This window comes from Streptomyces montanus, from assembly GCF_005786655.1.
Classification (GTDB): Bacteria; Actinomycetota; Actinomycetes; order Streptomycetales; family Streptomycetaceae; genus Streptomyces; species Streptomyces sporangiiformans.
Genome location: NZ_VBZC01000023.1, coordinates 1 through 25,090, shown reverse-complemented (window position 1 = coordinate 25,090; position 25,090 = coordinate 1). Strand labels below are relative to the sequence as shown.

General features: G+C 70.4%; 21 protein-coding genes and 1 pseudogene. 4 read left to right on the top strand and 18 right to left on the bottom strand.

The genetic code is table 11. From position 1 onward, the window contains the following. The first annotated feature begins 52 nt into the window (after positions 1-52). The gene (locus FE633_RS21520; protein ID WP_138046789.1) at positions 53-1,069 is read left to right on the top strand and encodes a hypothetical protein; all 1,017 of its coding nucleotides are present in this window, start codon (positions 53-55) and stop codon (positions 1,067-1,069) included. Here the strand turns inward: FE633_RS21520 and FE633_RS21515 are convergent. From FE633_RS21515 to FE633_RS21500, 4 genes are all read right to left on the bottom strand, one after another. Continuing rightward, positions 1,047-3,326, bottom strand: coding sequence for a hypothetical protein (locus tag FE633_RS21515; RefSeq protein WP_138046788.1), 2,280 nt, complete (start codon positions 3,324-3,326; stop codon positions 1,047-1,049). The two genes, FE633_RS21520 and FE633_RS21515, sit on opposite strands and share 23 nt — an antisense overlap. 108 nt (positions 3,327-3,434) lie before the next feature. Then, positions 3,435-4,592 carry a hypothetical protein gene (locus FE633_RS21510; RefSeq protein ID WP_138046787.1) on the bottom strand — a complete coding sequence of 386 codons (1,158 nt, stop codon included), beginning with the start codon at positions 4,590-4,592 and terminating at the stop codon, positions 3,435-3,437. After that, positions 4,589-5,566 (bottom strand): hypothetical protein, encoded by a 978-nt coding sequence (locus FE633_RS21505; protein ID WP_138046786.1) that lies wholly within the window; start codon positions 5,564-5,566, stop codon positions 4,589-4,591. The genes FE633_RS21510 and FE633_RS21505 overlap by 4 nt, the downstream gene beginning before the upstream one ends. A gap of 138 nt (positions 5,567-5,704) precedes the next feature. Further along, positions 5,705-6,916: a hypothetical protein gene (locus FE633_RS21500; RefSeq protein ID WP_138046785.1), complete on the bottom strand. Its 1,212-nt coding sequence runs from the start codon at positions 6,914-6,916 to the stop codon at positions 5,705-5,707. Between the two features lie 457 nt (positions 6,917-7,373). On the opposite strand from FE633_RS21500, the gene FE633_RS21495 reads away from it, so the two are divergent. Beyond that, positions 7,374-8,711: a hypothetical protein gene (locus FE633_RS21495; RefSeq protein ID WP_138046784.1), complete on the top strand. Its 1,338-nt coding sequence runs from the start codon at positions 7,374-7,376 to the stop codon at positions 8,709-8,711. Positions 8,712-8,778: 67 nt separating this feature from the next. Here the strand turns inward: FE633_RS21495 and FE633_RS21490 are convergent, their stop codons facing one another. From FE633_RS21490 to FE633_RS21460, 6 genes are all read right to left on the bottom strand, one after another. Continuing rightward, positions 8,779-9,561 (bottom strand): S1 family peptidase, encoded by a 783-nt coding sequence (locus FE633_RS21490; protein ID WP_138046874.1) that lies wholly within the window; start codon positions 9,559-9,561, stop codon positions 8,779-8,781. A 275-nt stretch (positions 9,562-9,836) separates the two neighbouring features. Next, positions 9,837-10,331 (bottom strand): N-acetyltransferase, encoded by a 495-nt coding sequence (locus FE633_RS21485; protein ID WP_138046783.1) that lies wholly within the window; start codon positions 10,329-10,331, stop codon positions 9,837-9,839. Between the two features lie 443 nt (positions 10,332-10,774). Further along, entirely contained in the window at positions 10,775-11,959 is a 1,185-nt protein-coding gene (locus FE633_RS21475; protein ID WP_138046782.1) for a Cmx/CmrA family chloramphenicol efflux MFS transporter, read from the bottom strand. 277 nt (positions 11,960-12,236) lie between these two features. Then, positions 12,237-12,779 carry a hypothetical protein gene (locus FE633_RS21470; RefSeq protein WP_138046781.1) on the bottom strand — a complete coding sequence of 181 codons (543 nt, stop codon included), beginning with the start codon at positions 12,777-12,779 and terminating at the stop codon, positions 12,237-12,239. A 130-nt stretch (positions 12,780-12,909) separates the two neighbouring features. After that, positions 12,910-13,605: a hypothetical protein gene (locus FE633_RS21465; protein ID WP_246113753.1), complete on the bottom strand. Its 696-nt coding sequence runs from the start codon at positions 13,603-13,605 to the stop codon at positions 12,910-12,912. Between the two features lie 195 nt (positions 13,606-13,800). Then, positions 13,801-14,415, bottom strand: coding sequence for a YceI family protein (locus FE633_RS21460; protein ID WP_138046780.1), 615 nt, complete (start codon positions 14,413-14,415; stop codon positions 13,801-13,803). A gap of 439 nt (positions 14,416-14,854) precedes the next feature. Between FE633_RS21460 and FE633_RS21455 the strand changes: the two genes are divergently transcribed. Both FE633_RS21455 and FE633_RS21450 read left to right on the top strand, forming a co-directional pair. After that, positions 14,855-16,450: an acyl-CoA carboxylase subunit beta gene (locus FE633_RS21455; protein ID WP_138046779.1), complete on the top strand. Its 1,596-nt coding sequence runs from the start codon at positions 14,855-14,857 to the stop codon at positions 16,448-16,450. Between the two features lie 57 nt (positions 16,451-16,507). Beyond that, positions 16,508-16,696 (top strand): acyl-CoA carboxylase subunit epsilon, encoded by a 189-nt coding sequence (locus tag FE633_RS21450; RefSeq protein WP_138046778.1) that lies wholly within the window; start codon positions 16,508-16,510, stop codon positions 16,694-16,696. Between the two features lie 135 nt (positions 16,697-16,831). On the opposite strand, the gene FE633_RS21445 is transcribed toward FE633_RS21450, so the two are convergent. The 8 genes and pseudogenes from FE633_RS21445 to FE633_RS47360 form a co-directional block, all read right to left on the bottom strand. Then, entirely contained in the window at positions 16,832-17,413 is a 582-nt protein-coding gene (locus FE633_RS21445; protein ID WP_026248371.1) for a GTP-binding protein, read from the bottom strand. Then, complete coding sequence (locus FE633_RS21440; RefSeq protein WP_138046777.1) at positions 17,394-17,993, bottom strand: DUF742 domain-containing protein; 600 nt, start codon at positions 17,991-17,993, stop codon at positions 17,394-17,396. The genes FE633_RS21445 and FE633_RS21440 overlap by 20 nt, the downstream gene beginning before the upstream one ends. Before the next feature lie 94 nt (positions 17,994-18,087). Next, the gene (locus tag FE633_RS21435; RefSeq protein WP_004983065.1) at positions 18,088-18,501 is read right to left on the bottom strand and encodes a roadblock/LC7 domain-containing protein; all 414 of its coding nucleotides are present in this window, start codon (positions 18,499-18,501) and stop codon (positions 18,088-18,090) included. Positions 18,502-18,511: 10 nt separating this feature from the next. Then, positions 18,512-21,766 carry a sensor histidine kinase gene (locus tag FE633_RS21430; RefSeq protein ID WP_138046776.1) on the bottom strand — a complete coding sequence of 1,085 codons (3,255 nt, stop codon included), beginning with the start codon at positions 21,764-21,766 and terminating at the stop codon, positions 18,512-18,514. Between the two features lie 349 nt (positions 21,767-22,115). Further along, a complete protein-coding gene (locus FE633_RS21425) occupies positions 22,116-22,691 on the bottom strand; it encodes a GTP-binding protein (RefSeq protein ID WP_046729249.1) in 576 nt (191 codons plus the stop codon). Then, positions 22,672-23,070, bottom strand: coding sequence for a DUF742 domain-containing protein (locus FE633_RS21420; RefSeq protein WP_119101065.1), 399 nt, complete (start codon positions 23,068-23,070; stop codon positions 22,672-22,674). The genes FE633_RS21425 and FE633_RS21420 overlap by 20 nt, the downstream gene beginning before the upstream one ends. Before the next feature lie 102 nt (positions 23,071-23,172). Beyond that, on the bottom strand, positions 23,173-23,586 hold the full coding sequence (locus FE633_RS21415) for a roadblock/LC7 domain-containing protein (RefSeq protein ID WP_055520031.1): 414 nt from the start codon (positions 23,584-23,586) through the stop codon (positions 23,173-23,175). Between the two features lie 9 nt (positions 23,587-23,595). Continuing rightward, a pseudogene (locus FE633_RS47360) lies at positions 23,596-25,090 on the bottom strand (nitrate- and nitrite sensing domain-containing protein); the annotation flags it as partial.

The following is a 25,090-nucleotide window of genomic DNA, read 5'->3' as shown; positions in this document are numbered from 1 at the left end:
ATCGGCCGACCGCACCGCAGCCCCGCAGTCACTCACTGAAAGGCGAGCACACGTGGCAGCCCCCGTACCTCATCTCACCGACACGCTGAAAGAGTCCCACTGGACCGCCAAGCGGCACGGCCTGATAACCGCGCTGTGCGAGGAAGCCGTCGCCGAGACACCCGCCATACGCTCCCTGGCCCACTACAGCAACGGCATCCTCGACTTCGCCGTCTTCCGTCCCTCCCGGGCCCCGCTCAGCAGCCTCGTCACCGAGGTCGGCGACGAGGTCCAGAACGAGTCGCTGCCCGGCAGCCGGCTGCTGCTGTGCGCGCAGGACCTCGGCGCGGTCCTGCGTCCGCTGGGAACCGGCGAGCTGATGCGCACGGTCCTCGCCAACCCGCGCGGCGGTCTGTGGGGCGGACGTGCCCGGCCCGGCGAGTTCCTGGCCGCGGTGACCGACGTCCCCGACGGCGTGCCCGCGATGGACGCCGCCATGAACCGCCTCGTCACCCGGGTCCGCGCCGAGGTGCACTCGCTGCCCGACGAGAAGCCCGGCGGCGACCCCGGGGTGAAGCCCTATCTCCAGACGGGCGCGACCACAAGCGAGGGCCCGCAGGTCGACTTCGGTACGGCGGCCGTACCGGACACCTTGTACGAGCAACGGCTGCGGGACCTGTGGCGGACCCACGTCAACACCACGGACCTGCAGTACGCCGGCTACTACCGCGACTGGACCCTGGTCTGCGTCGGCGACGTCTTCGACGCCCACGAGCTCGGCCCGCGGTTCATCGACGTCAGTGTGCGCACCCGGCGGACCGCCTACCGCGACCTCTCCCGCAGCCTGCGCGGACACCTGGTCCGTCTCACCGACGCGCTGGGCCTCGTCGCCCCGGCCGACGCCGGGCACGCCCCCGTCGACCGGCTTGTCCTCGACGTGCAGGAGGGTGCCGTGTACGTGCTGTGGACCTCGCCCCGTGCGTTCCTCCTCGGCGTCACCCTCGACCAGCGCCAGGTCGACAACGCCGAGCGGCGGCTGCAGGGCCTCGGGCAGGCCGTGGCCGGCGTCACGGTACCGCCGCCGCGCTGAGCGTTTCCCACACCTCCTCCGCGAGGACCTCCACCGTGCGCGCCGGCGTCAACGGGTGCCGGTGGCCGGCACTGCCGAGCAGGTGCACCGGCAGCACCTCCACCGAGCACTCGTAGTCCCGGCAGATCCGGCGCAGTTCGCCCAGCTGGTGCTCGGTCGGCCGCCCGGGCACAGCGGTACTGGCCCAGGCCGCGACGGAACCCCGGAACTCCTCCGTCAGTGCCCGCACCAGCGTGGCGCAGCCGAGGACGCTGAGGTCCGCCGACGTCGCCACGGCGCGCCCGGCCGTGGTACGGCCGGCCACCCGCCGGGTCACCGTCTCCAGCATCGCCAGGGCGTCGCGGAACCGGCGCCGCACCGCGCCGGGCAGCTCCTCCGCGTCCGGATCCGGTTCGGCGGCCGGGACAGTGGTCCGTACCGTGGGGGTCGGCGGCGCCGTGCCCGGCTCGACCGTCAGCGCCGCGAGGGTCCGGCGCACCTCGTCGAGGTGGACCGTCTGCTGCTCCAGGTCGCGGCGCATCCGCTCGCCCAGCTCCGCGAGGCCTTCTTGCCGCTGCCCGTCCACGAGGCGCCGCTCCAGCTGCAGCAGCGCCGCGTGCACGCTCTGCGCGAAGTCGCCCTGCCGGTACACCAGCGGCCGTGAGCCGATGGACCGCCCCAGCCGGTCCTGCATCGCGTGCGACACCAGCCCGTTGACCACCAGCAGCGCCTCGAACCGTCCCGGGGGCAACGCGGCGCGCAGCCCCTGCACATAGGCGGCGATCCGCTCGGCGTCGTCGGCCAGGAGGACGGAACGGGCGTAGATCACCGCGAGGTACGCGTTCGGCGCGGGCGAGAGCCAGTACACGACCTCCTCCTTGCCGCCCGGCGAGCGCGACATCCGGGCCTGCACCGGATCGCGCGAGGCGATGCGCCACTGCCCCAGATCCAGCGCCTCGTGCACGTCGCCCCGGACCTTCTGGTACGACACCCGCTCGTGCAGTTCCCGAACCGCCGTCAGTACCGTCGCGCCGGGCACCCGGCTCACCCGGCCCGCGTGGTCCTCGCTGAGCTGCCAGGCATGCCGGCAGGTCTTGAGCACCACGCGGGGCACGCCCTCGGTGAGTTCGTGCAGCAGCCGCAGCGCGTCCTCGTCGAACGGGGCCGTCGGCCGCGCCGGGTCGGCCGCCTCGCCGCCGGGGGCGAGGTACCGGGCCACCAGCGCCTCGGTGCGATCCTCGTCGAGACCCGTGGCCCACAGCTGCACCAGCCGTTCGTGCACGCTCGTCCGCAGCGCCCGCAGTCCGTCGGGCGACACACAGAAAACCAGCAGGCCACCGTGGCTCGTATAGATGTTGACGAGGCGTTCGAAGGCGTCCATGAAGGTGCCGCGGTTCTCCTCCGGCCAGTCGAGCACCTTCTCCAGGGAGTCGAGGAGCAGGACGTACGGGTTGCCGACCCGGCCGTGCAGGAAGCCCTGCACCGCCAGGGCGTCGAAGACCCGGTCGATGCCGGCGGCGGTGTCCTGGGGGCCGCCGGACGGGCCGATCGCCTCGGTGATGCCGCGCTCGCGCAGCGGCTCCGCGGGTTCCTCGCCGCTCAGCCACTTCCACACCATCCGTTTGAACGGCGGTTCCAGCAGCAGCGCGAGCGCGGTGGAGAACCTGCGGTGCTCGGTGACCTCGCCCAGCGTGCCGCGCAGATCGGCGTGGATCACCTCGGGGTCGTAGCGCAGCGCCGACACCACTTTGTCCGGGTCGAGGGTGCGGTCGCGCAGGCCGGCCGCGATCTCCTGGAGCGTGCTCCGGCGCGGGTCGTCGTCCTGGGCACCGACCCAGCCGGCCGTCACGTACGCGTAGTAGTCCCTGACCAGCTCTTCGAAGGCCTGACGCCCCTGAGGGGTGTCGCCGGGACCGCGCAGGCGGTCGCGGTAGAGCCGCCCCATGTCCTGCGCCGGTTCGTCCACGATCCACACCGCCGCGTCGGTGTGCTCGGCGTGCACCGTCTGGTACGTCCTGCGCAGGGCGTGGCTCTTGCCGAGGCCGAACTCGCCCACCAGGGCGATGGCCCGGCCGCGCCGGCCTCCCGCCGCGGGCGGATCGAAGTAGTCGGTGACCAGGGCCTCGAGATCCGCGACCAGCGGCGTGCGGATATGGGCGTTGCCCGAGTCGGCCCCCTGGACCGTCGGGTCCCCGAGATCGGAGGACGGGCCGAGGCGCACGACCGGGCTCAGCGGGAAGGGGTTCTCGTGCCAGATGTCACCACGGTCTGGGGCCATGATGGCACTCCTCGTGTGTCCGGTTGTCGGCTTCCGAGCGGCGGGCGGGTGCGGAGATGTGTGCGTCGAGGCACGGGGACGATACGTGCGTACAGGCGCGGGACCTGGCTAGGAACCCTGCGGGGGAGAGGACCCGCGGCGCGGCCGGCCGGAGGTGGAGGTGGTGCGCCCCAGGTTCGCCGGGTTCAGGGTGGGCGCGACGAGCTCGGCGGCGGTGACCCGCACGGGGCGTCCTGCTCGTCTTTGCCGCTCGGCGATCGCGAAGCACTCCTTGCGCAGCTGCCGTACGTCGAAGCGGCTCCAGGGATCCTGGTCCTGCCCCGGATCCCGAGGGACCTGCCGCAGTGGGGCGGGCGGTGGAGCGGCGGGGCCGGGGCCGCCGGGGCTGCCGGGGTGAGCGGCGTCGGTGAACTTCACGGTGTCCTCCAGGGCGAGCGGGCTGAGCGTGAGATGGGTGACCGCCGGGTGCGGAAGGAGGTCCTTGACCACCTCTCCTGCCGTCCGCGGATTCTGGTGACTGATTTCGACGAACAGTACGATCCGGCTCTGCGCATGTTTCAGACACGTCTTCAGGAACTTTGAGCGCACATCGCCACCGGGGTTTCGCCAGTCGATGTGCGGGACGATGACGAACAGCAGGCTGTTCTGCTCTTTGAGCAGCGTGCTGATCCCGTTGAACGCTCTGGGGATGTTGTCACCGGTGAGGTCCGGGTCGAGCGGCACCTGGGGGAACTGCCGGCGCAGGGTGTCGACGATCTTGTCCCGGATGGCGGCGTTGATGCCCGGGGTCTCGGCGAAGTCGCCCTCGTCGTCCCAGCTGACCTCGCCCCCGTGATTGACGTATCCGCCGGTCATCGCCACGATCGGGCGCGGCGGACGGCGGGGGGAGCGCTGCTGCGCGGAATGCCGCGCGAGAGCCTCGAGGTACTCGTGCGCCCGGTGGATGCACCGGTGGATGAGGGTGGTCTTGCCCATACCGACGGGTCCGGTCACCACGACGAGATGCCCCCGGTCCACGTCCGGCAGGATCAGCTCGGGCAACTGCGTCAGGCACCGCTCGAACTCGGTCAGCTGGTCCCAGGTGTGGTCTACGTCCACCCACTGATGAGCGTGGCTCTCCTCCGCCCAGGGCACGAGCGGGTGGTCGTCCTTCGGAGTGACCGGCATCCACTGGATGTGGTCCTTGCTGCCCGGCACGTACACGCCGTACGGGTTGTCCTCGGGCGGGTCGTCCTCGGGCGGGTTGTCCCCGGTCGGCTCGATCATACGGCCGCTCCCGGCGCGGTACGGCGGGCGATCCGGGTGCGCAAGGTGAGCCAACTCCAATGCAGGGAGGTGCGGTTGAGCTCGGATATGGAGCGAAGGTGGCGCTCCACGGACACCCGCTCCCGCTCCGCGTCCTCGGTGCGGGCGTCCGTGTCGAGGAGATAGCCGTCGCGTGCGTCCGGCAGCGGCTGGGCCAGGGGCAGCCCATCGGCCACCAGCCTCGCCGCCTCACGCCGGGTCGACGGGCCCGGCACCCGGGAAAGCGTGCCGGCCAGCGCCTCGCGCGTGGCGCGCACCGCCGAGTGGTCCGTCCGCGGATCGTGCTCGTAACCGGCCAGATACTCCCGCACCGCCGTCCGGTACGCGCTCTCGTCCGCGCCCAACTGCTGTTTGAGAAGCCGCCGTTCGGCCGAGTGGCGTTCGGAGAACTGGCCCCCGAGAGTGAGCAGCGCGCCGGCGGCCAGCAGGGGCAGCCCTTTCAGGAACGTCGTGAACCAGCTCTCCTCGCCGCTGTCCTTCGCGGCCGCGACCGGGGCTTCGGACGCGGCGGCCATCAGCGCGGAACAGGCCCGCTCGAAGTCCTTCTCGCGGCGCTCGGCCCACCGCTCCAGCGTCATGCGCCCGCCGGCCCCCGCGGGCCTCACCCTGTCCAGCCCCGCCACGCTGTCGGGCCGGAGCACCCGCAGGCGCACGGCGGCGTCGACGAGGTCCGGGCGATGGTCGCGGTCGAGGCAGTACACCAGCTGGACGTCCCGCTCGTCGGACGCGGCCGGCGCGGCGAACGCCGGCGCGGCACCGACGGCCAGCAGCAGGAGTGTCGTCCCGGTGACCGCGTGCGCCGAACGCCCACGGAGGCATAAGCGCTGGCCCGGCCGCAGGGCCGGGGGCGCGGCGGTGCGCTCCACGGGCCGGACACCCGGCGGACGGCCGCCGTGCGGTGTCCCGTGCCGGCCCTGCCTCATCCCCTGCCTCATACGCCTCTCCCCGTCCGGCACGGCGCTGTGCCGGTGTTTCGTATGCCTTGTACGCCTTGTACGCCTTGTACGCCTTGTGCGACTCCGCGGACGCCGGGACCCCTTCCCGTCGCCCGCCCCCATCCGCCCCCCTCGCGGCTACGCGACCGACCGTTCGTCCTTCGTCTGCCGGTCATACGGGGGATGACGCTCGCCACCGGCGGTGAGTTCCCCCCGGGAGCACGGCCACCGCAGGCGTGGCGGATGGGCCAGCAGCACCTGCGACGTGCCGTGCAAAACGTTGACGGTGATCACCGCGGGGCCGACGGTGGCGGCGGTGCCGGGGAAGTCACGCTCCAGCGTCAGCGCGATGAGCACGGCCGTGATGCCGTTCTGCTGGCCGAGGCCGAGCGCGATCCGGTCGCCGCGCCACAGTCCCCGTACGAACAGCGGCATGAGGCACAGGGCCACCACCGCCTGCGCGCCGAACGCCGCCACGCCCAGGACGAACCCCCGCCACAACTCCACCCCGTGCGCCAGCAGCAGCCCCAGCGCCAGGAACGCGGCCAGGAACGCGCCGCCGACCGCACGGCCGAGCACCTTGTCGAGGACCTTGGCGCGCACCACCAGACCGGCCAGCGCCACCGCGAGCATCAGTTGCTGAAACGCGGCGAGGACCAGCATCGCCACCACGAGCAGCACCGTGGCCGTGTCCTTGACCCGCCGTGACGGTGGCGTGTCGGGCACCCGCGACGACACCCGCCGCCCCACCCACCACAGCAGCAGCACCCCCGCGAGGAGCCCGGCGTTGAGGACGAGCCCGGCCGCGTAGCCGCCCGCGCCCCCGGCCGTGAGCTCGGGTGTGCCCTTGTGCCCGGCGGCCGCATAGGCGTATCCCGCCAGGTACAACGTCAGCAGTACCGTCATCGGGTCGTCGAACGACGCCCATGCCTTCAGCAGCGACCGGGCACGCTGCGACATCCGTCCGCTTCTGTCGAGAGCGGCGACGGACAGCGGGTCGATCTGAGCCACCGCGATGCCGAGCACCAGGTACTCCGGCCGGTCGAAGACCAGCACCATCGTCCCGGCGATCAGTGCGGCCTTCAGGACCACACCCAGGGTGACCGCCGCCACCACACCGGTCAGATCGGCGCGCAGCGCCCTGAGGTCGATCGCGTACGTGCTGCCGTACAGACCGACGCCGAGCAGCAGCCCCGCCCCGAACAGATAGCCGGGGGAGCCCACCACCGCCGAGAGGTCCACCACCAGGCCGCACGCCACGCCGAGGACCAGCGCGCCCGCCGCGCCGAGCACGATGCGGGGAACCGTCTCCGGCAGCCGCCGCAGGCGGGCGCGCGCGGATGTCGCCATGGCCTCGTCCCCCCTCCGTTCCGCGCCCGCACGGTGTCCGGCAGGGCCGGAGACGTTCCACGCACGGGTTCATGACCGCCGCACGTCCCTCGCCATGGGGCAGAGGTGAATCGTAGGGGGCCGAATGCCCCACCGACAGCAGGACACCAGCCTTATGTACGGCAGTTGACGACCCCCTCAGGCCCGTACCGTCACGTCGGACGGTGCCGTCGCGGCACCGTCCTGCCTTCACGATGCCCGGCTCGGGGCACCGCCGAACCCAGGTCGGCGTCAACCGGCCACTCTCGTGGGACCGATGGCCAAGAACGCCCCTCGGACGGGCGACCGCCACCGCCTCGACGGGTTCTCCCCCGGACGAAGATCAACGGCCACCGTGTCCACCGGCCACTCCTGTGGGTGGACGATCCTCACCAGGACCGATGCTCCATTTTGCGCATTTTGGAGTAGCTTCGAGAGTATGAAGGGCGCAATGATCCGGGGGCTCTCCCTCCCCATACTCCTGATCGCGTTCGCGGCCTTGGCGGTACTGTCCGTCGGGGCCCCGCGCGCCCATGCCGCCACGGATGTCTCGACGATCGCGGAGGCCCTGCGCGAGAACCCCGTGTACGTCGACCCGTCCGTGTCCGAACAGCTGCCGGGCGACGAGGCCGACGCCCTGGCCGACAAGATCGAGAACGCCGACAAGCCGGTCTTCGTCGCGGTGCTTCCGGGCGACTTCCCGAAGGAGGATCTCTTCCGCGACCTCCGTACGGCGACCGGGATCACGGGCCTCTACGCGATCCGGCTCGGTGACCAGTTCGACGCGAAGGCCGACTCCTCCGTCCTGTCGAACGACGCCGTGCGGAACCTCGTCTCCAGCGTTCAGGGCGAGGACACCCAGAGCCAGCTCAACGACTTCACGGACCGCGCCCTGGTCAACATCGGCGGCTCCGCACCCAGTGGCTGGAGCGGTGGCGGCGACACCGTCCCGACCGGCGCGCTGATCGGGGCCGGCGCGGTCATCGTGGCCGGTGGCGCGGGAGCGTACACACTCGTACGCCGTAACCGCCGCAGGAGGGAAGAGGAGCAGCGGGCCGCGCTCGAGAAGCTCCGCGTGGTCGTCGACGAGGACATCACCGCCTTCGGCGAGGAGCTCGACCGGCTCGACTTCCACCCCGCCGAGAAGGGCGCGGACGACGCGATGCGCGCCGACTACGAGCGCGCCCTGGACGGATACGACACGGCGAAGTCGGCCATGGCCGCGGCGCAGCGCCCGGAGGATGTGCGTGCCGTCACCCAGGCCCTGGAGGAGGGGCGCTTCTCGCTGGCCCTCCTCGCCGCGCGCCGCGAGGGGAGCCCGCTGCCCGAGCGCCGCGCTCCCTGCTTCTTCGACCCGCGCCACGGTCCGTCTGTCGCCGACGAGACCTGGACGCCCGCGGGCGGGGAATCCCGCGAGGTGCCGGTCTGCGCCGCCGACCGGGCCCGGCTGTCCGACGGACTCGACCCCGCCGCCCGCGAGGTCGACACCGATTCCGGCCGCCGCCCCTACTGGGAGGCGGGCCCCGCTTACGGCCCCTGGGCCGGCGGCTACTTCGGCGGCGGGATCCTCCCCGGCCTCCTCGTCGGCACACTGCTCGGCTCGATGATGGCCGGTCCGTCGTACGGGGCCACCTACGGCTCCGGATACGGAGACTTCGGGGGCGCCGGCTACGAGGGCGGCGACGTATCCGGTGCGGACTTCGACTCCGGTGACTTCGGTGGCGGCTTCGGAGGGGGTGACTTCGGAGGCGGAGGCGACTTCGGCGGCGGCTTCTGACGGGCGGCCGACAAGGGGTACCAGCAAACGGGCCCGGCGCCAGGGGACGCCGGGCTCGTGCATGACGTCAGAGCGAAGCCGCCGCCGAGGCGATGGCGGAGGCGAAGGTGGAGACCTCGGTGTAGACGCCGGGGGCCTCGGGCCGGGCGCAGCCGTCGCCCCAGCTGACTATGCCGACCTGGATCCAGGCACCGGCGTTGTCCTTGCGGAACATGGGGCCGCCGGAGTCGCCCTGGCAGGTGTCGACGCCGCCCTGTTCGAAGCCCGCACAGATCTCCTCGTTCGGGACGAGGCCGCTGTAGAGGCCGCCGTACCCCTTGCAGGTGGCGTCGTTGACGAACGGAACGGTCGCCTTGAGGAGGTAGCGAGAGCCGCTGCCGTTCTCGCGGGTGTCGCCCCAGCCGGCGATGGTGAAGTCACCGGTGTTGTACTGGCTGGTGGTGGCGAGCTTCAGGGTCGGCTGGTTGATGGGCTGGGCGAGCTTGATGAGCGCCCAGTCCTTGCCGGTGCCGTTGTAACCCGGCGCCTGGAGGACCTTGGTGGAGCGGACCTGGACGCGTCCGCTGGTGGACTGGAGGTCCACGACTCCGGCGGTGGCCGTGATGCTGGTGTTGTTGCCGGAGCGGTTCACGCAGTGCGCGGCGGTGAGCACGATCTGCTGGGTGTAGAGCGCGCCGCCACAGCCCATGGAGAGCCGGACCATGAACGGGAACTCGCCCTGCGCGGCGCGGGTTCCGCCGACGACGGGTGCGGGAGCCGCAGAAGCGTTGACGGGCTGAAGGCTGACGATCGCGAGGGCGGCGGCGCCGAGGACCGCGCATCTCTGGAGCGCTTTGAGGAGCTTCTTCAACGTGATGCCTTCCGTGGGGGGTTGGACATACGAACGCGTCGAACCGAAGCCGCGCTGAAATGTCAGGCTCATGCCAAGAAGGGAGACGACAAGAAGTCGCGACGTCGTCGGCAGGAGCGGTGATTTTCCGTTGGAGGATTATGAGAACGCGGTGTGCGCCCCCACAAGGCGCGAAATCCGGCCATGCGGGGTGAGCGGAGCGGCGGGGCGGCACCGGTGAGGCGCCGCCGGTGAGTTGGCAGTGGCGAGGCGCAGAGGCGAGGCGGGGGCAGGACTCAGCCGGCGTCCGGCAGGGCCAGCCATTCCTTCCACGACAGATCCCGCCCGATGAACCGCGGCCGCTCGAACGGCCACGCCTCCGCGATCCACCGGGGCACGAACGCGTCGAGCGCCCGCTCCAGATCGCTCCCGACCTGTTCGTCCACGACCCACCACGAGACCTCGGCGTCGGCGCCCGCCTTCGCCGGCGGATCGATGTAGACACACCCGTACTCGGTCGTGCCGGCGGCGTCGAGCAGCACGTAGTTGAAGGACTCATGGGCGGCGATCTCGGCCTCGTGCCGCTCCAGGTCCGCCTTGTTCGCCTCGTACGTGATGGTGGCCGCGGGCCACCCCCAGGCCTCCCCGAAGATCTCCCACAACCGCTCCCGTGACCCCATCACGGTCGGGTAGTCGATCGCGGCGTCGGCGCCGGTGATCGGACGCAGGTACGGCCCGCCGGGCAGCTCGGCACGTACGGGATGGACGAAGTCCGGGGGCAGCCAGGTCATGGCCGGAGGCTAACGGCGAACGACGGGTCGCGCACCGGATTATTGATGGCCGTGGCCGTGGCCGTGGCCGGGCTCGGGGCCCGGGGGACATCGGTCCGCCGCGGGACGGCCAGCAGCCGGGGACACCGGTCCGCGTCGCCCGTAGCGCTCACCCGCCGCATGCCACCAGCCAGGCGGCGAAGGCCCGTTGACCTCCGCCGCCGGCTGACTTGGATGCAGCCCGAGCCGCCGAAGGGCCCCCGCCGCCACCTGGATAGTGATCCCACCGCGCCAGTGGCCATCGGGCCCGCGCCCACACGGCAGATCCCACCGGAGTTCATCCATGAGGAACGGCATCCAGTCGATCCCGCGCTCGCGCAGTCAAGCGCGGACGGCGGCCAGGGGGAGCGGACGCCCGCGCACGTTCTCGTACGAGGCGACGGTGACCCATTCGACGTCGACGTTCATGCGGACGATGATGCCGTACGGGCATCGCGGTCGGTACGGACCGTACGGCTGAAGCGACTTGCCGCTCCCAGCACGAGGGCGACACCCACCAGCCCGGCACTCACCCACATCGGCGCGCGATACCCGAGCCCGGCCCCGATCACGACCCCGCCGACCCACGGCCCGACCGCGGCACCGACATTGAACGCGGCCGTGGCGAAGCCGCCCGCCAGGGTGGGGGCGTCGGCCGCCGCGTACAGCGCCTGGGTGATCAGCGTGGATCCGACGCCGAACGAGAGCGTGCCCTGGACGAAGGCCAGGACGACCACCGCCACCGGATTCCCGGCGGACAGCGCGAACACGACCCACCCGGCCGGCAGCGCCACCCCACCGATCACCAGGACCGGTACGGGCCGGGCATCGGCGATCCGCCCGGCCACGGTGACCCCGACGAAGGACCCCAGTCCGAAGAGTGCCAGCACGGCGGGCACCCACGAGGCCCCGAGGCCGGAGACCGAGATGGCCACCGGCGCGAGATAGGTGAACGTGCAGAAGGTCGCCCCGTTCACCAACGCACCGAGCAGCAGGGCGATGTGAAGCCGAGGCGAGCCCAGGGCCCGAACCTCTCCGCGCACACTCACGCGGGCCGCGTCGGCGACCCCGCCCGGCACGGACCGCAGAATCGCGAACAAGGCCGGTACGGACAGCACCACCACCGCCCAGAAGGCCGACCGCCACCCCCACACCTGCCCCAACAAGGCCCCACCGGGAACCCCGGCGACACACGCGACGGTGACCCCGCCAAGGAGCACAGACGTGGCCCGCCCCTTGGCGTTCGCCTCGACCATCCCGACGGCCGTCACGACGGCGACGGCCAGAAACCCGGCGTTGGCCAGTGCCCCCACGACCCGCGTGGCGACCAACACCCCGAAGCTGCTGGTGAGCGCCCCCACCACATGGACGGCCAGAAAGGTCCCGAGGAACCCCAGCAAGGCCCCACGCCGGGACCACCGGCGGCTCATGGCAGCCATCAGAGGCGCCCCGACCACCATTCCCACGGCGAACGCCGAGGTCAGTGCCCCGGCTGCCGGTACGGAAACCCGCAGATCCCGCGCGATGTCCGGCACAAGACCGGACAGCATGAACTCAGAAGTCCCCTGAGCAAAGACAGCAAGCCCCAACAGATAAAGCCCGAACGGCATGACAAGACTCCGCACACCCGAAAACGAACACGGCCCACGGCACGGCGTTCCGGCGGCGGTGAAGGGGTGATTCCGATCGCAATTGATCGTGGAGCTGCCACTTTGGTGGAGACTCAGTCCGACATCCCAAACAGCCACCGGAGAACCGGTGGCCGGAGTCTTGACGCCTCGGGACTGGACACGACGGCGAGACTAGCCACGCCCGCCGCACGAAGTCCATCGAATTACTGGGGCGGGGTCCGCAGCGTCGAGCGGGCCCCGACAGCGAACCGTTGGTTCACTGAGACCTCGGAGCCGACGGGTCGAGGATCCATTGTCCCGGATGTCCCGGCGGCAGTGCGAGGTCACTGCGTACCGCCGCGTAATACCGCTCGCGGGCGGTGCGCTGGCGGGCCAGCAGGGCCGACCAGGCTTCGGGATCACGGGTTTGCTCGCCGAGGAACCGCTCCATCTCGATGACCACGACGACCCACTCGCGTGCCCGCTCCACCACCTCCGGTGCCCCGAACATCAGCAGGGCCTCGCCGACCGGGTCGCGGGCGTCGAGGGCCTCGGCCAGCTGGGGGTCCGCGTCCTCGGGGGCCAAGGGGTGAGGATGGGGGTCGTTGCCGAGGTGGGCCGCGATCCGGTACGTCAGGGTCACGGTTTTCTTCAGCACCCGGGCGTAGTCGGAGTACACCGCCAGCCGCCGTTCCTCCCGGCGAACTGCCTGCTCGCGTTGGAAACGGGCCCGGTCCCCGCGGACGATGGCCAGATACGAGCCGAGGGCGCCGATGATCACGCCTATGAGCGCGGGGAGTTGCTGCATGAACGCGGACATCGGCGCAACGTTATCTCCCCGCGCCCGACGCACATAGGCAGCCGACGGGGCTCGCGGAGGTGGCGGCGGCCGAGGCGATCGCCGATCCGGAATCACCCAGGGCCCAGGGCCCAGGGCGGCCGGAGCCGGGCTAAGGCCTACCGGACCCGGTCCAACGCCGAAAAGCCCTGGTCAAGCGCGCCGACCAGCCTTGGTCCTGCGCCTCCTTCGCGTACTTGATGAGCTGGGAGAAGTCGACCGCCCCGGGATCCCCGTGGTCGTTTTCGGGGACATGCATGTGCCCGCAGACCCCGTTGAAGTCGTCCCACTCCGAGCCGCTCATCCGCTGTCCCTCACCGTTCCCGTACGACTGCGGGTACGCGGGCCACGCCTTCGGTCCGGACAGCGGTACGTCGTGCTCGATGTGCATCCACGCGAGGAAGCGGGCGACTTCGCGCAGGGCCCAGGAGGGTGCCTTCGGCCAGTAGATGTGCGACTGCCCCGCCTCCTCCCACTCGGCGTGGGTCTTCGGGTCGCAGGTGCCGACAAGCTCGACCTGGCAGACGTTGAGCGCGTTCGTCTCGACGCCGCCGGCCTCGTTGACCAGGGCGCGGGACGAGGTCTCGATGTCGAAGTGCTGGTACCACTCCAGCTTCTCGGCGGCGAGGTCGGGCACCGCCGTGAGGTTCGGGGCCGAGGCTCCGCCGCCGTAGCCCGGCAGGGTGCGGCCCTCGGTGGTGTGCAGGACGACGCAGTTGACCTCCATCGCGTCGCCGCCGTACTCCTCCTGGTACCAGTGCGTCCGGCTCGCGCCGGGATAGCGCTGGGGTCCCGTCTTCGTGCTCACTGCGCTTCTCCTGGAACTGGAATCCCCCTGGCCGGTCGGCAGGGGCACACGCTCATCGTGCGTCAACAGCCGTATTTGGTACGGCTGTTGCACAGTACGCGCACGGAATGAACGCAGTAGTTCCGGGAGGCGGAACAGCGGAACGATGGAACGGCGGAACGTGGCGGACGTCGGGGAATGTCCGGCGCCGCAGGATCAACCGGCGTTCTTGATCGCCGAGATGTCGAAGTTCAGCTTGATCTTGTCGGAGACGAGGACGCCACCGGTCTCGAGCGCCGCATTCCAGGTGAGGCCCCACTCGGAGCGCAGGATCTCTGCCTTGCCCTCGAAGCCGACACGCTCGTTGCCGAAGGGGTCCTTCGCGGAGCCGTTGAACTCCAGGTCGATGGAGAGCGGCTTGGTGGTGCCGAGGATCGTCAGGTCGCCGGTGATGCGGTAGTCGTCGCCGCCCAGGGCCTCCGCCTTGGTGGAGTGGAACGTCATCGCCGGGAACTCGTCGGTCTTGAAGAAGTCCGCGCTCTTGAGATGGCCGTCACGGTCGGCGGAACCGGTGTCGATGCTGTCCATCTTGACGTCGATGGACGCGGTGGACCGGGACGGGTCCGTGCCGTCCAGGTGCAGGCTCCCGGAGAAGTCGAGGAAGCCGCCCTTGACGTTGGTGACCATGGCGTGCCGGGCGACGAAGCCGATCGTCGTGTGGGACGGGTCGATGGTGTAGTCGCCGGTGAGGGCGGCCAGATCGGGGTTCACGGCGACGGGCGCCGTGGCGGTGGCGGTGTCGGTCGTGTTCTTGCGGCCGAAGAGACTCATGACTGGCTCCTTGGGGATGAGCCCCGGCCTTGCACCGAGGCTGTTTAATCTTCAACGACCCCGACCGTAGACCTATTCCGTTCAACTTTCAACAGTTGTCGTGAGCCAGGCACTCACGCCCACCTGGCTCTCCGTCCTCGCCAACGACTCCGGACGCCAGGCCGTCCGGGTGTCGTGCGCGCCGATCCGTCCGTCGAGGTGCTCGCCACCGGACGCCGACTGCGGCCGCGTGTCACTCCGGGGGCGGCATGTGCGACCCACGAATGTGAGGTGTCTCTCGACTGATGTGTTTGTGTGACCCCTACAAGCCGAGAGCCCTCTGAGCAGTTGGAACGCCTGCATAAGGTAGGGGTTCTGTTCAGTGGTACCAGGAAAACGGGTCGGAGACTGTGAGGAGTCGACGGCTCGCTTTTCTTGGTGGACTTCGTATGGTCGCTACATGACCGTTTTGGACGAGACCGCCGAATCCTCGGCCGGCGAACCCACCGACGCGCGCGGGCGGGTGGCCGAACTCCACGCGATCCGTGCGGAGGCGCTGCGCGGACCCAGCGACAAGGCGACCGAGGCGCAGCACGCCAAGGGCAAGCTGACCGCCCGGGAGCGCATCGAGCTCCTGCTCGACGAGGGCTCGTTCAACGAGGTCGAGCAACTGCGCCGGCACCGGGCCACCGGCTTCGGCCTGGAGGCCAAGAAGCCGCACACCGACGGTGTGATCACCGGGTGGGGAACGGTGGAGGGCCGGACGGTCTTCGTCTACGCCCACGACTTCCGGATCTTCGGCGGCGCGCTGGGCGAGGCCCACGCCACGAAGATCCACAAGATCATGGACATGGCCATCGCGGCCGGGGCGCCGCTCGTGTCGCTCAACGACGGTGCGGGCGCGCGGATCCAGGAGGGCGTCTCCGCCCTCGCGGGTTACGGCGGCATCTTCCAGCGCAACACGAAGGCGTCCGGGGTCATCCCGCAGATCAGCGTCATGCTCGGCCCGTGCGCGGGCGGTGCGGCGTACTCGCCGGCGCTCACGGACTTCGTCTTCATGGTCCGTGACACCTCGCAGATGTTCATCACCGGCCCGGACGTCGTGAAGGCGGTCACCGGTGAGGAGATCACCCAGAACGGCCTCGGCGGCGCGGACGTGCACGCCGAGACCTCGGGCGTCGCGCACTTCGCGTACGACGACGAGGAGACCTGCATCGCGGAGGTCCGCTACCTCCTGTCGATGCTGCCGTCCAACAACCGCGAGAACCCGCCCCACGCGGACTCCGAGGACCCCGCCGACCGGCGCTCCGACGTACTCCTGGACCTCGTCCCCGCGGACGGCAACCGGCCGTACGACATGGCCAAGGTCATCGAGGAACTCGTCGACGACGGCGACTACCTGGAGGTCCACGAGCGCTGGGCCCGCAACATCATCTGCGCCCTGGCCCGTCTCGACGGCCAGGTGGTCGGCATCATCGCCAACCAGCCGCAGTCCCTGGCGGGTGTCCTGGACATCGAGGCCAGCGAAAAAGCCGCGCGGTTCGTGCAGATGTGCGACGCGTTCAACATTCCGATCGTCACTCTTCTGGACGTCCCCGGCTTTCTGCCCGGCGTCGACCAGGAGCACGGTGGGATCATCCGCCACGGCGCGAAGCTGCTGTACGCGTACTGCAACGCGACCGTGCCCAGGATCTCGCTGATCCTTCGGAAGGCGTACGGAGGTGCCTACATCGTCATGGACAGCCAGTCCATCGGGGCGGACCTCACGTACGCGTGGCCGACGAACGAGATCGCCGTGATGGGCGCCGAAGGTGCCGCCAACGTCATCTTCCGGCGGCAGATCGCCGAGGCCGAGGACCCCGAGGCGATGCGCGCGCGCATGGTCAAGGAGTACAAGTCCGAGCTGATGCACCCGTACTACGCGGCCGAGCGCGGCCTGGTGGATGACGTGATCGACCCGGCAGAGACCCGCGAGGTGCTCATCCGCTCCCTCGCGATGCTCCGCACCAAGCACGCGGACCTGCCCTCCCGTAAGCACGGCAACCCGCCGCAGTAACCCGGCGGACCCATCGCGGCAACCCCGCGGACCTCTCTCTCACGGAGACTGACACCTATGACCACGCCTGACATTCGCGTCGAGAAGGGCCACGCCGAGCCCGAGGAAGTCGCCGCCATCACGGCCATCCTCCTGGCCCGTGCCGCGGCCACCCCCGAGTCTCCGGCCCACCGGGGCCGCTCCAAGGCCGGCTGGCGCCGCCTGGAGCGCGAGCCCGGCTTCCGGGCGCCCCACAGCTGGCGCTGAGCCGAGCGTCGAAGGGCCCCCTCCGCCCGGAGGGGGCCCTTCGCATGCCTCGGTGGGTTCGCGACCGTCGCGGCGGAAACAAAGGGCGGGTCTCTCCCGAGGGGAGAGACCCGCCCTTTGCCAGCGATGCGTGCCCTACCGAAGGCGGGCCATCAGGGCGTGCTCCACGAGCGTGATGAGCGCCGACTTGGCGTCCGCGCGGTGCCGGGCGTCCGTCGTGATGATCGGGGTGTCCGGGCCGATCTGGAGCGCTTCGCGGACCTCGTCCGGGTTGTACGGCTGGTTTCCGTCGAAGCCGTTGAGGGCGATGACGAAGGGCAGGCCGCTGTTCTCGAAGTAGTCGACGGCGGGGAAGCAGTCGGCGAGACGGCGGGTGTCCACCAGCACGATCGCGCCGATGGCGCCGCGCACGAGGTCGTCCCACATGAACCAGAAGCGGTCCTGGCCGGGTGTGCCGAACAGGTAGAGGATCAGGTCCTGGTCCAGGGTGATGCGGCCGAAGTCCATGGCGACGGTGGTCGTCGTCTTGTCTCCGGTGTGGGTGAGGTCGTCGATGCCCGCGGACGCGGACGTCATCACGGCCTCGGTACGCAGCGGGTTGATCTCCGAGACGGCCCCGACGAACGTGGTCTTGCCCACGCCGAAGCCACCCGCCACCACGATCTTCGCCGAGGTGGTGGAGCGGGAAGGACCGCCGCTAGAGCTTGCGAAGTCCACTGAGCACCCTTTCGAGCAGTGTCACGTCTGGCTGGCCGCCGGCGTTCTCGTCGCCGCCGGGCTGATGGATGGCGACCAGGCCCGCCTCCGCCAAGTCGGCGACGAGAATCCTGGCCACGCCGAGAGGGATGGTGAGCAGGGCCGAGATCTCGGCCACCGACTTGATCTCCCGGCAGAGGTTGCAGATCCGCTGATGCTCGGGCAGCTGGCCCTGCATCTGGTGCGGCTGCGCGGTGGTGTGCACCAGCGCCTCGATGGCGAGCTGGTAGCGGGGCCTGGTGCGGCCGCCCGTCATGGCGTACGGGCGCACCAGGGGGTTCGATGCCCCGCCGGCGGGCGACGGCTCAGGGGAGCGGCGCTGCGGCTGCATGGGCTGGATGCGCGGCGCCGACGGCTGGTCGTACGGCGACGGACCGGGGCCCTGGGGGCCTTGGGGCGCGTACGGCTGCTGCCGCCGGTGGCTCGGTGCGGAGGGGAAGTTGTACCGGTTCGGGTTCTGCGAACCGTCACCCTGGCCCTGGCCATGGCCAGGACCGTAAGACCAGTTGCCCGAAGACGAACTGCCTGGGGGTGTTGCCACTTTCTCCTCCTCCGACATTGCCGGGCACCCATCGCTGTGGAAGCCGCGTCCCGAAACCTTACGGCCACGGGACGCCAAAAAGCACTGCTGTCTGCTAGTTGAGAAGGCTCCCCTGGAGCTCCGCACGCAGATCCGGCGTCAGGACCGTACCGGCACGGTCCACCAAAAGCGCCATCTCGTACCCGATGAGACCGATGTCCGCTTCCGGATGCGCGAGAACCGCAAGCGACGAACCATCGGAAATGGACATGATGAAGAGGAATCCTCGCTCCATCTCCACAACCGTCTGGTTCACGCTGCCACCCTCGAAGATCCGGGACGCGCCCGCGGTCAGCGAGGTAAGACCCGACGCGACGGCCGCCAGCTGGTCGGCGCGGTCGCGCGGGAAACCTTCGGACATCGCCAGAAGGAGTCCGTCGGCGGAGACCACCACCGTGTGAGACACCCCGGGGGTGTTGTCCACGAAGTTGGTGATCAACCAGTTCAGGTTCTGCGCCGCCTGGCTCATCGGGCTCACACTAACGCTCCTGGTTGTAGGTGCTGTCAGGACCGAAGCCCTGGCCGTTCGTGTCACTTCCTGCGTTGCGTCCCCGCTGGACGCCCCGGCGCAGGTTGCTCAGCCTGCCCCGGACGTCCTCCGGGGCGCGGGAGACCTGCGGGCCGCCCTGTGAGGTCGACTCCGCGGTGCCCTCGACCAGATTGGCCTTGGGTACCCGCCGCGGCAGGCCGGAGGAGGTGACCCCGCCCGCCTTGGGCTTCTTCAGCTGCTCGGCGCGCTGCCACCGCTGGTCGTTGGCCGACCGCCAGTCACCGGCGCCATTGCCGTTGCTGTCCGCGGTGGCCGGCGCATCCTGGCTCACGGTCGACCGGCCGGCCGCGCCGCTCGCGGGGGAACCGCGGCGCGGAAGCCCGGCGTCGGTGAGCTCGTGAGCGGCGGAGGGGGCCGGTCCCGGACGGTCGAAGCCTACGCGGTCCTGGTCCGCCACGTCAGCGGCCTGCGCGGATTCCGTTTCCGGAGCGTACTCGGATCGATACCCGTTCCGGTACTCGTCCTGCTGCGGCCAGTCGTCCTGGTAGGACTGGTCTTCGAACGCCGAGAACCTTTCCTGAGGGGATCCGTGGGCCGTCGGCTGGTCCTCCTGGACCGGCTCCGCATAGGTGGGTTCCGGATAACCGCCGTTCGACGGGAAGTACGTCTCGTCGTACGCCGTCTGCTGCTGCTCCCCGTACGCCGTCTGCTGGTGGTCGTACGCAGGCTGGTCGGGGTAGGCGCCGGAGGCGTTCTCGTAGGGCCGGCCGTCGTCGTAGGCGGGCCGCTCGGTGTCGTAGCCGGACCGGCCGTCGTAGCCGGACTGCCCGTCGTCGTAGCCGGACTGCCCGTCGTCGTAGCCGCGCTGCTGGTCGAACTCGTCGCGGTAGGACGGGGCCTCGAGCTCCGGGGTGTCCTGTGACTGGGACTCCAGGGCGGCGCGGCGCTCCTCACGCATCAGCGAGCGGCCGACGGGGTCCAGCTCCCGTATGTCGTCCGGGACGTCGGCGTAGCGGCTGTCGTCGAACCCCAGCTCGGCGGCCGTGCGCAGCGGCGGGCCCTGGAAGTTCTCGCCCTGGAAGGGCTGCTGCTCCGGGATGATCTGCGAGACCGTGAACTCGTCGCCCTGGGACTGCTGCTCGCCGCCGCCACCGTGGGTGATGATGTCGGGAAGCATGACGAGCGAGGTCGTACCGGCCTGCTCGCCGGAGGGACGCAGCTGCACGCGGATGCCGTGCCGGTCGGACAGCCGGCCGACCACGAACAGGCCCATGCGCTGCGAGATCGCGGCATCGACGGTCGGCGGGTTGGCCAGCTTGTGGTTGATGTCCGCGAAGTCCTCGGCGGTGAGGCCGATGCCCTTGTCGTGGATCTCGACCATCACACGGCCGTCGGGGAGACGGGTCGCGGTGACGCGGACCTTGGTCTGCGGCGAGGAGAACGTGGTGGCGTTCTCCAGGAGCTCGGCGAGCAGGTGCACGAGGTCGGTCACGGCGCGGCCGTGGATCTCGGCCTCCGGGACGCCGGAGAGCTCGATGCGCTCGTACTGCTCCACCTCGGAGGAGGCGGCACGCAGCACGTCCACGAGCGGCACCGGCTGGTCCCAGCGGCGGCCGGGCTCCTCGCCGGCGAGGACGAGGAGGTTCTCGCCGTTGCGGCGCATACGGGTGGCCAGGTGGTCCAGCCTGAAGAGGTTCTCCAGCTGGTCCGGGTCGGCCTCGTTGTTCTCCAGGTCGGTGATCAGGGTCAGCTGGCCCTCGATCAGTGACTGGTTGCGGCGCGAGAGGTTGGTGAAGATCGCGTTGATGTTGCCTCGCAGCAGGGCCTGCTCGGCGGCCAGTCGTACGGCCTCGCGGTGGACCTGGTCGAAGGCGCGGGCGACCTCGCCGATCTCGTCCGTGGAGGAGATCGGGATGGGCGCGACCCGGGTGTCGACCCGGCCGGGGTCGGTGCGCGAGAGCTGGTCGACCAGCATCGGCAGGCGCTGCTCGGCGATACCGAAGGCGGCGTTGCGCAGCTGGCGCATGGAGCGGCTCATCTGGCGGGCCATGAGACTGGCGATGATGAACGCGGCGAGCAGGGCGACGATGACGATGGCGCCGTTGACGATGGCGTCCCGCTGGGCGTCGGAGGCGATCTGGCCCGCGTCGGCGACGGCCCGGCCGATGAGGTCGGACTCGATTTCGTCGTAGCCGTCGAACTTGGCGGTGGACGCGGCCATCCAGGTCGCCGGGGTGATGCCCTTCTCGGCCAGCGCCGCGGGCTGCTCGGCGGCGACGCCCTGGACCATCTTCTTCATGGAGGGCGGGGCCACGAAGTCCTTGCCCGCCGCCTCGGCCTGGCGCTTGGCCTCGGCGACCCGCTGCTCGCCTTCCTTGGTCTTCTGCGCCATGACGGCCTTGAGCCGGTCGGAGTCCTGCTGGGTACCGCCGGAGACGTACTCCTGGATGGCGATGTTCTCCAGGTAGGCGTACGAGGTGAACGCGACGCGCTGCTGGTTGTAGATCGTCTCGTTGTCGCTGGGCTTGACGAGCAGGTGCATACCGATCGACCGCTGCAGCGAGGCGGCGCCCTTGGCCAGGGCGACGGCGTACACGGTGCGGCCGTAGCTGGTGATGTTGCCGGTGCCCAGGCCGAGCTCGTTGGAGAACTCCAGCAGATAGTGCTCGACGGCGACGTAGCCCTCTTCGGTCTTCACCGGGTCCATCGCCGTGGTGTACGCCGCCTTGCGCAGGTTCGTGAGCTGCGGCTCGGCCTTCTCCACGAGGGCGAGCCGGCGCTCCAGGCCGTAGCCGGAGGGCATGCCCTCGACGGACGCGTGGAAGGCGGCGGCCTTCTCGTCGGTCGTGGCGCGGACCCGCTCGACAACCTTGTCGTCGTCGTTCTGCTTGCCGTCCAGGAGCGGCTGGGCGGACATGTCACGCTCATTGAGCAGGGCGGCGGCGTACTCCGAGGCGGAGGCCACGATCCCCGCGATCTTCTCGGCGTCCTTCGCCTCGTTCCAGGTGTCGATGGAGCCCTTCACCTGGAAGCCACCCATGACCAGACCGACCAGCACGGGTATGAGCAGGATGGCATTCAGTCTGGTCGGTACGCGCCAGTTACGCGGAGAGAATCGGCCGCCGCTGGACGCAGGTGGTGCCGCCGGCTCCGAGCCGGGCACGTTTGTGGGTGCTGCTCCGCGCGGCGGCGGGGTGAAGTTGCCCCGCGCCGACGGCTCGGGACCGTTCTTGCTTCGCCTCACTCGACCAACAACCTCTCGGCGTCGGCACCTACGTTGTGCCGCGTGTGTCTTCCGGCCCTTGACTACCGGGCAGTTCAGGCATTCCAGCACGTCAGCCTGTGCTGGTCCAAACACTCGGAACCAAGGATTCCGAGCTGTGTAAGCCCCAGATAAAACGGGCATAAAGAGCGAGCCCCGTCAAAAGACGGGGCCTTTGTGAGCACAGCGGCACCAGACGACCGCGACGCGTGTCGGTACCACCGAATATCTCTGTCGAAACGTTATGAACACCCTGGCCGACCGTGTCAAAGCGCACAGCCGGCTCCGGTGCTTCTACGACAACTGCCGTATATCATGGCCGACTTGCGCGTTACCGCAGCCGTGCCATGAGCGCGTGCTCGACCAGCGTGATCAGCGCGCTCTTGGCATCCGCCCGGTGCCGGGCGTCCGTCGTGATGATGGGTGCGTCCGGGCCGATCTGCAACGCCTCGCGGACCTCTTCGGGCGTGTAGGGCTGGTGCCCGTCGAAGCCGTTGAGGGCGATGACGAAGGGCAGGCCGCTGTTCTCGAAGTAGTCGACGGCGGGGAAGCAGTCGGCGAGACGGCGGGTGTCCACCAGGACCACGGCGCCGATGGCGCCGCGTACCAGGTCGTCCCACATGAACCAGAAGCGGTCCTGGCCGGGTGTGCCGAACAGGTAGAGGATCAGGTCCTGGTCCAGGGTGATGCGGCCGAAGTCCATGGCGACGGTGGTCGTCGTCTTGTCTCCGGTGTGGGTGAGGTCGTCGATGCCCGCGGACGCGGACGTCATCACGGCCTCGGTACGCAGCGGGTTGATCTCCGAGACGGCCCCGACGAACGTGGTCTTGCCCACGCCGAAGCCACCCGCCACCACAATCTTCGCGGAGGTGGTCGCCCGCCCTCCGTCAGAGCTTGCGAAGTCCACTGAGCACCCTTTCGAGCAGTGTCACGTCCGGAGCGCCGCCGTTGCTCTCGTCGCCACCAGGCTGGTGGATGGCGACGAGACCGGCTTCCGCGAGGTCCGCGACGAGAATGCGAGCCACGCCCAGTGGCATGGACAGGAGTGCCGACACCTCGGCGACCGACTTCACCTCACGGCAGAGGTGGCAGATCCGCTGGTGCTCGGGGAGCAGCCCCATGAGCTGGGTGGGGTCGGCCGTGGTGCTGATCAACGCCTCGATCGCGAGCTGGTAGCGCGGCCGGGTCCGGCCGCCGGTCATCGCATACGGACGTACCAGCGGCTGGTCGCCCTCGTCCCCGTACGGCTCTGCGTACGGATCGTGAGAGGCGGTGGGCGGGGTCATGAATCCTCCGGGCGGGACAGCAAGTCGGTCATGTGCCGTCTGATGAGGGCCGGTGGGGAGTGTGGCGGCCGGACGGTGTCTTGCGTTCGGTGGTGCCGGGATCTAGTGCAGCAGGCTGCCCTGCAGTTCTGCGCGCAGGTCGGGTGTGAGTACGGCGCCCGCACGGTCGACGAGCAGTGCCATCTCGTAGCCGACGAGGCCGATGTCGCAGTCCGGGTGGGAGAGGACGGCGAGGGACGATCCGTCCGAGATGGACATCAGGAAGAGGAAGCCACGCTCCATCTCGACCACCGTCTGGGCCACGGTGCCGCCCTCGAAGATCCGGGAGGCACCGGCCGTGAGAGAGGTCAGTCCGGAGGCGACTGCCGCCAGCTGGTCGGCGCGGTCGCGCGGGAAACCCTCGGACATCGCCAGAAGGAGACCGTCGGCGGAGACGACGACGGTGTGGGACACCCCGGGGGTGTTGTCAACGAAGTTGGTGATCAACCAGTTGAGGTTCTGTGCCGCTTGGCTCATCTGGCTCAACTAACGCTCCTGCTGGTGAGTGGGGCTGGGGAAGCTGCCGGTCTGGCCGGTACCGGCCTGGCGACCCTGCTGGATGCCCCGTCGGAGATTGGTCAGCCGGCCGCGTACGTCATCGGGCGCACGCGAGACCTGCGGACCGCTTTGGTGCTGTTGCTGCTGAGCCGTGCCCGCGACCAGGTTGGCGCGGGGCACTCGGCGCGGCAGGCCGGAGACGGTGACGCCACCCGCGCTGGGCTGGCGTACCCGCTCGGCCTGGCGGCCGAGTTCGTCGTTGGGAGTGGCGCGCCAGGACGACGTGGCTGTGGGGGCCGGTGCCGACGCCGGGCGCGGCGGGGCCGCGGGAGCCGGAGGCGGGTCCTGCGGCGCGGTGGACTCGCTCTGGGCGTCGTTGTCCTGAGCGTGGTGGAACCAGTTGGTCTCGAGGGTGTCGTACAGCGGCGTACGCCCGTCGCCGGGACCCGTCGCCGGCGGCAGGGCCTCGGGCTCGTGCTGCGGCTGCGGGGGAAGCGTGGGACGCCGACGCGGCTGCGGACGCTGCAGTGGCGGCCGGGCGCCGTTGGCTCCCGGGCGCTCGAACTGGCCGGTGTCGTTGCCACCCTGGCGCTCGCCCTGGTCCGGCGCCGGGAACTCACCGGTGTCCTGACGGCCGTCGCGGCCGGCGGGGGAACCGTTGTAGCCGGAGCCCGGTACCTGGAACTGGCCGGTCGAGGACGAGTCCTGCCGGTTGTCGGGGCCGGGCGGCATGGCGAACTGGCCGCTGGAAGGGTTCTGCCGGGCGGAAGGATTCGGCGGACCGAACACGTCCGGCCGCACGAACTGCCCGGTGCCCTGCTGGGCGCCCGCCCCGGGACGCGGAGCGTCGTAGTCCGGCCGGGCGAACTCGCTGGTGGAGGCAGGACCCTGGCGGTCGTCGATCCGCGGGAACTCCTCGGTCGAGCCCGGCCCCTGGCGGTCGTCGCCCCGCGGCATACGAGACGTCGAGGAGGTGACCTCCGGCTCCTCGTGACCGCGCGGGCCGTCCTGCGAGGAGCGCGGCACCGGCGGCTGCGCGTTGTCGTCGCTCCAACTGGGGACACGCGGCTGCGGGTTGCCCCCGGGCAGCTCGGCACGCGGACCACCGGGCGGCGGCAGTTGCGGCTTGCGCGGGGGACGGCCCTGCTCGGCGTTGCCGCCGGGGCGCTGCTGCGGCGGTACGGGGCCACGGCCGCCGAAGGTGTCCTGACGGCCGCTCTCGTTGAAGCCGCCGCTGAACATGTCCTGACGGCCGCTGTCGTCGAAGCCCTGCGGCGCACCCGTACCCGCGGCCTGGAGGCCCTGCGGGGCACCCGGTGCGGCACCGGCCGGGGCCGGCCTGCCCTGCGGGGACTGCGCCGGCTGCTGGGGCGACTGCGGCCCACGGGCTCCGCCCGGCCCGGCCGGACGGCCGTCCGAGTCACGCCCGGGCAGGGCGCGAGGACTCGGGCCCGCACCGACCTGACCGCGCTGCGGTCCGGCG

Coding starts and splice junctions, on each gene's coding strand:
- FE633_RS21515 (WP_138046788.1), bottom strand. CDS start 3,326: ATGGCCCCAGACCGTGGTGACATCTGGCACGAGAACCCCTTCCCGCTG.
- FE633_RS21510 (WP_138046787.1), bottom strand. CDS start 4,592: ATGATCGAGCCGACCGGGGACAACCCGCCCGAGGACGACCCGCCCGAG.
- FE633_RS21505 (WP_138046786.1), bottom strand. CDS start 5,566: ATGAGGCAGGGGATGAGGCAGGGCCGGCACGGGACACCGCACGGCGGC.
- FE633_RS21500 (WP_138046785.1), bottom strand. CDS start 6,916: ATGGCGACATCCGCGCGCGCCCGCCTGCGGCGGCTGCCGGAGACGGTT.
- FE633_RS21495 (WP_138046784.1), top strand. CDS start 7,374: ATGAAGGGCGCAATGATCCGGGGGCTCTCCCTCCCCATACTCCTGATC.
- FE633_RS21485 (WP_138046783.1), bottom strand. CDS start 10,331: ATGACCTGGCTGCCCCCGGACTTCGTCCATCCCGTACGTGCCGAGCTG.
- FE633_RS21475 (WP_138046782.1), bottom strand. CDS start 11,959: ATGCCGTTCGGGCTTTATCTGTTGGGGCTTGCTGTCTTTGCTCAGGGG.
- FE633_RS21470 (WP_138046781.1), bottom strand. CDS start 12,779: ATGTCCGCGTTCATGCAGCAACTCCCCGCGCTCATAGGCGTGATCATC.
- FE633_RS21460 (WP_138046780.1), bottom strand. CDS start 14,415: ATGAGTCTCTTCGGCCGCAAGAACACGACCGACACCGCCACCGCCACG.
- FE633_RS21455 (WP_138046779.1), top strand. CDS start 14,855: ATGACCGTTTTGGACGAGACCGCCGAATCCTCGGCCGGCGAACCCACC.
- FE633_RS21450 (WP_138046778.1), top strand. CDS start 16,508: ATGACCACGCCTGACATTCGCGTCGAGAAGGGCCACGCCGAGCCCGAG.
- FE633_RS21435 (WP_004983065.1), bottom strand. CDS start 18,501: ATGAGCCAGGCGGCGCAGAACCTGAACTGGTTGATCACCAACTTCGTG.
- FE633_RS21420 (WP_119101065.1), bottom strand. CDS start 23,070: ATGACCCCGCCCACCGCCTCTCACGATCCGTACGCAGAGCCGTACGGG.
- FE633_RS21415 (WP_055520031.1), bottom strand. CDS start 23,586: ATGAGCCAAGCGGCACAGAACCTCAACTGGTTGATCACCAACTTCGTT.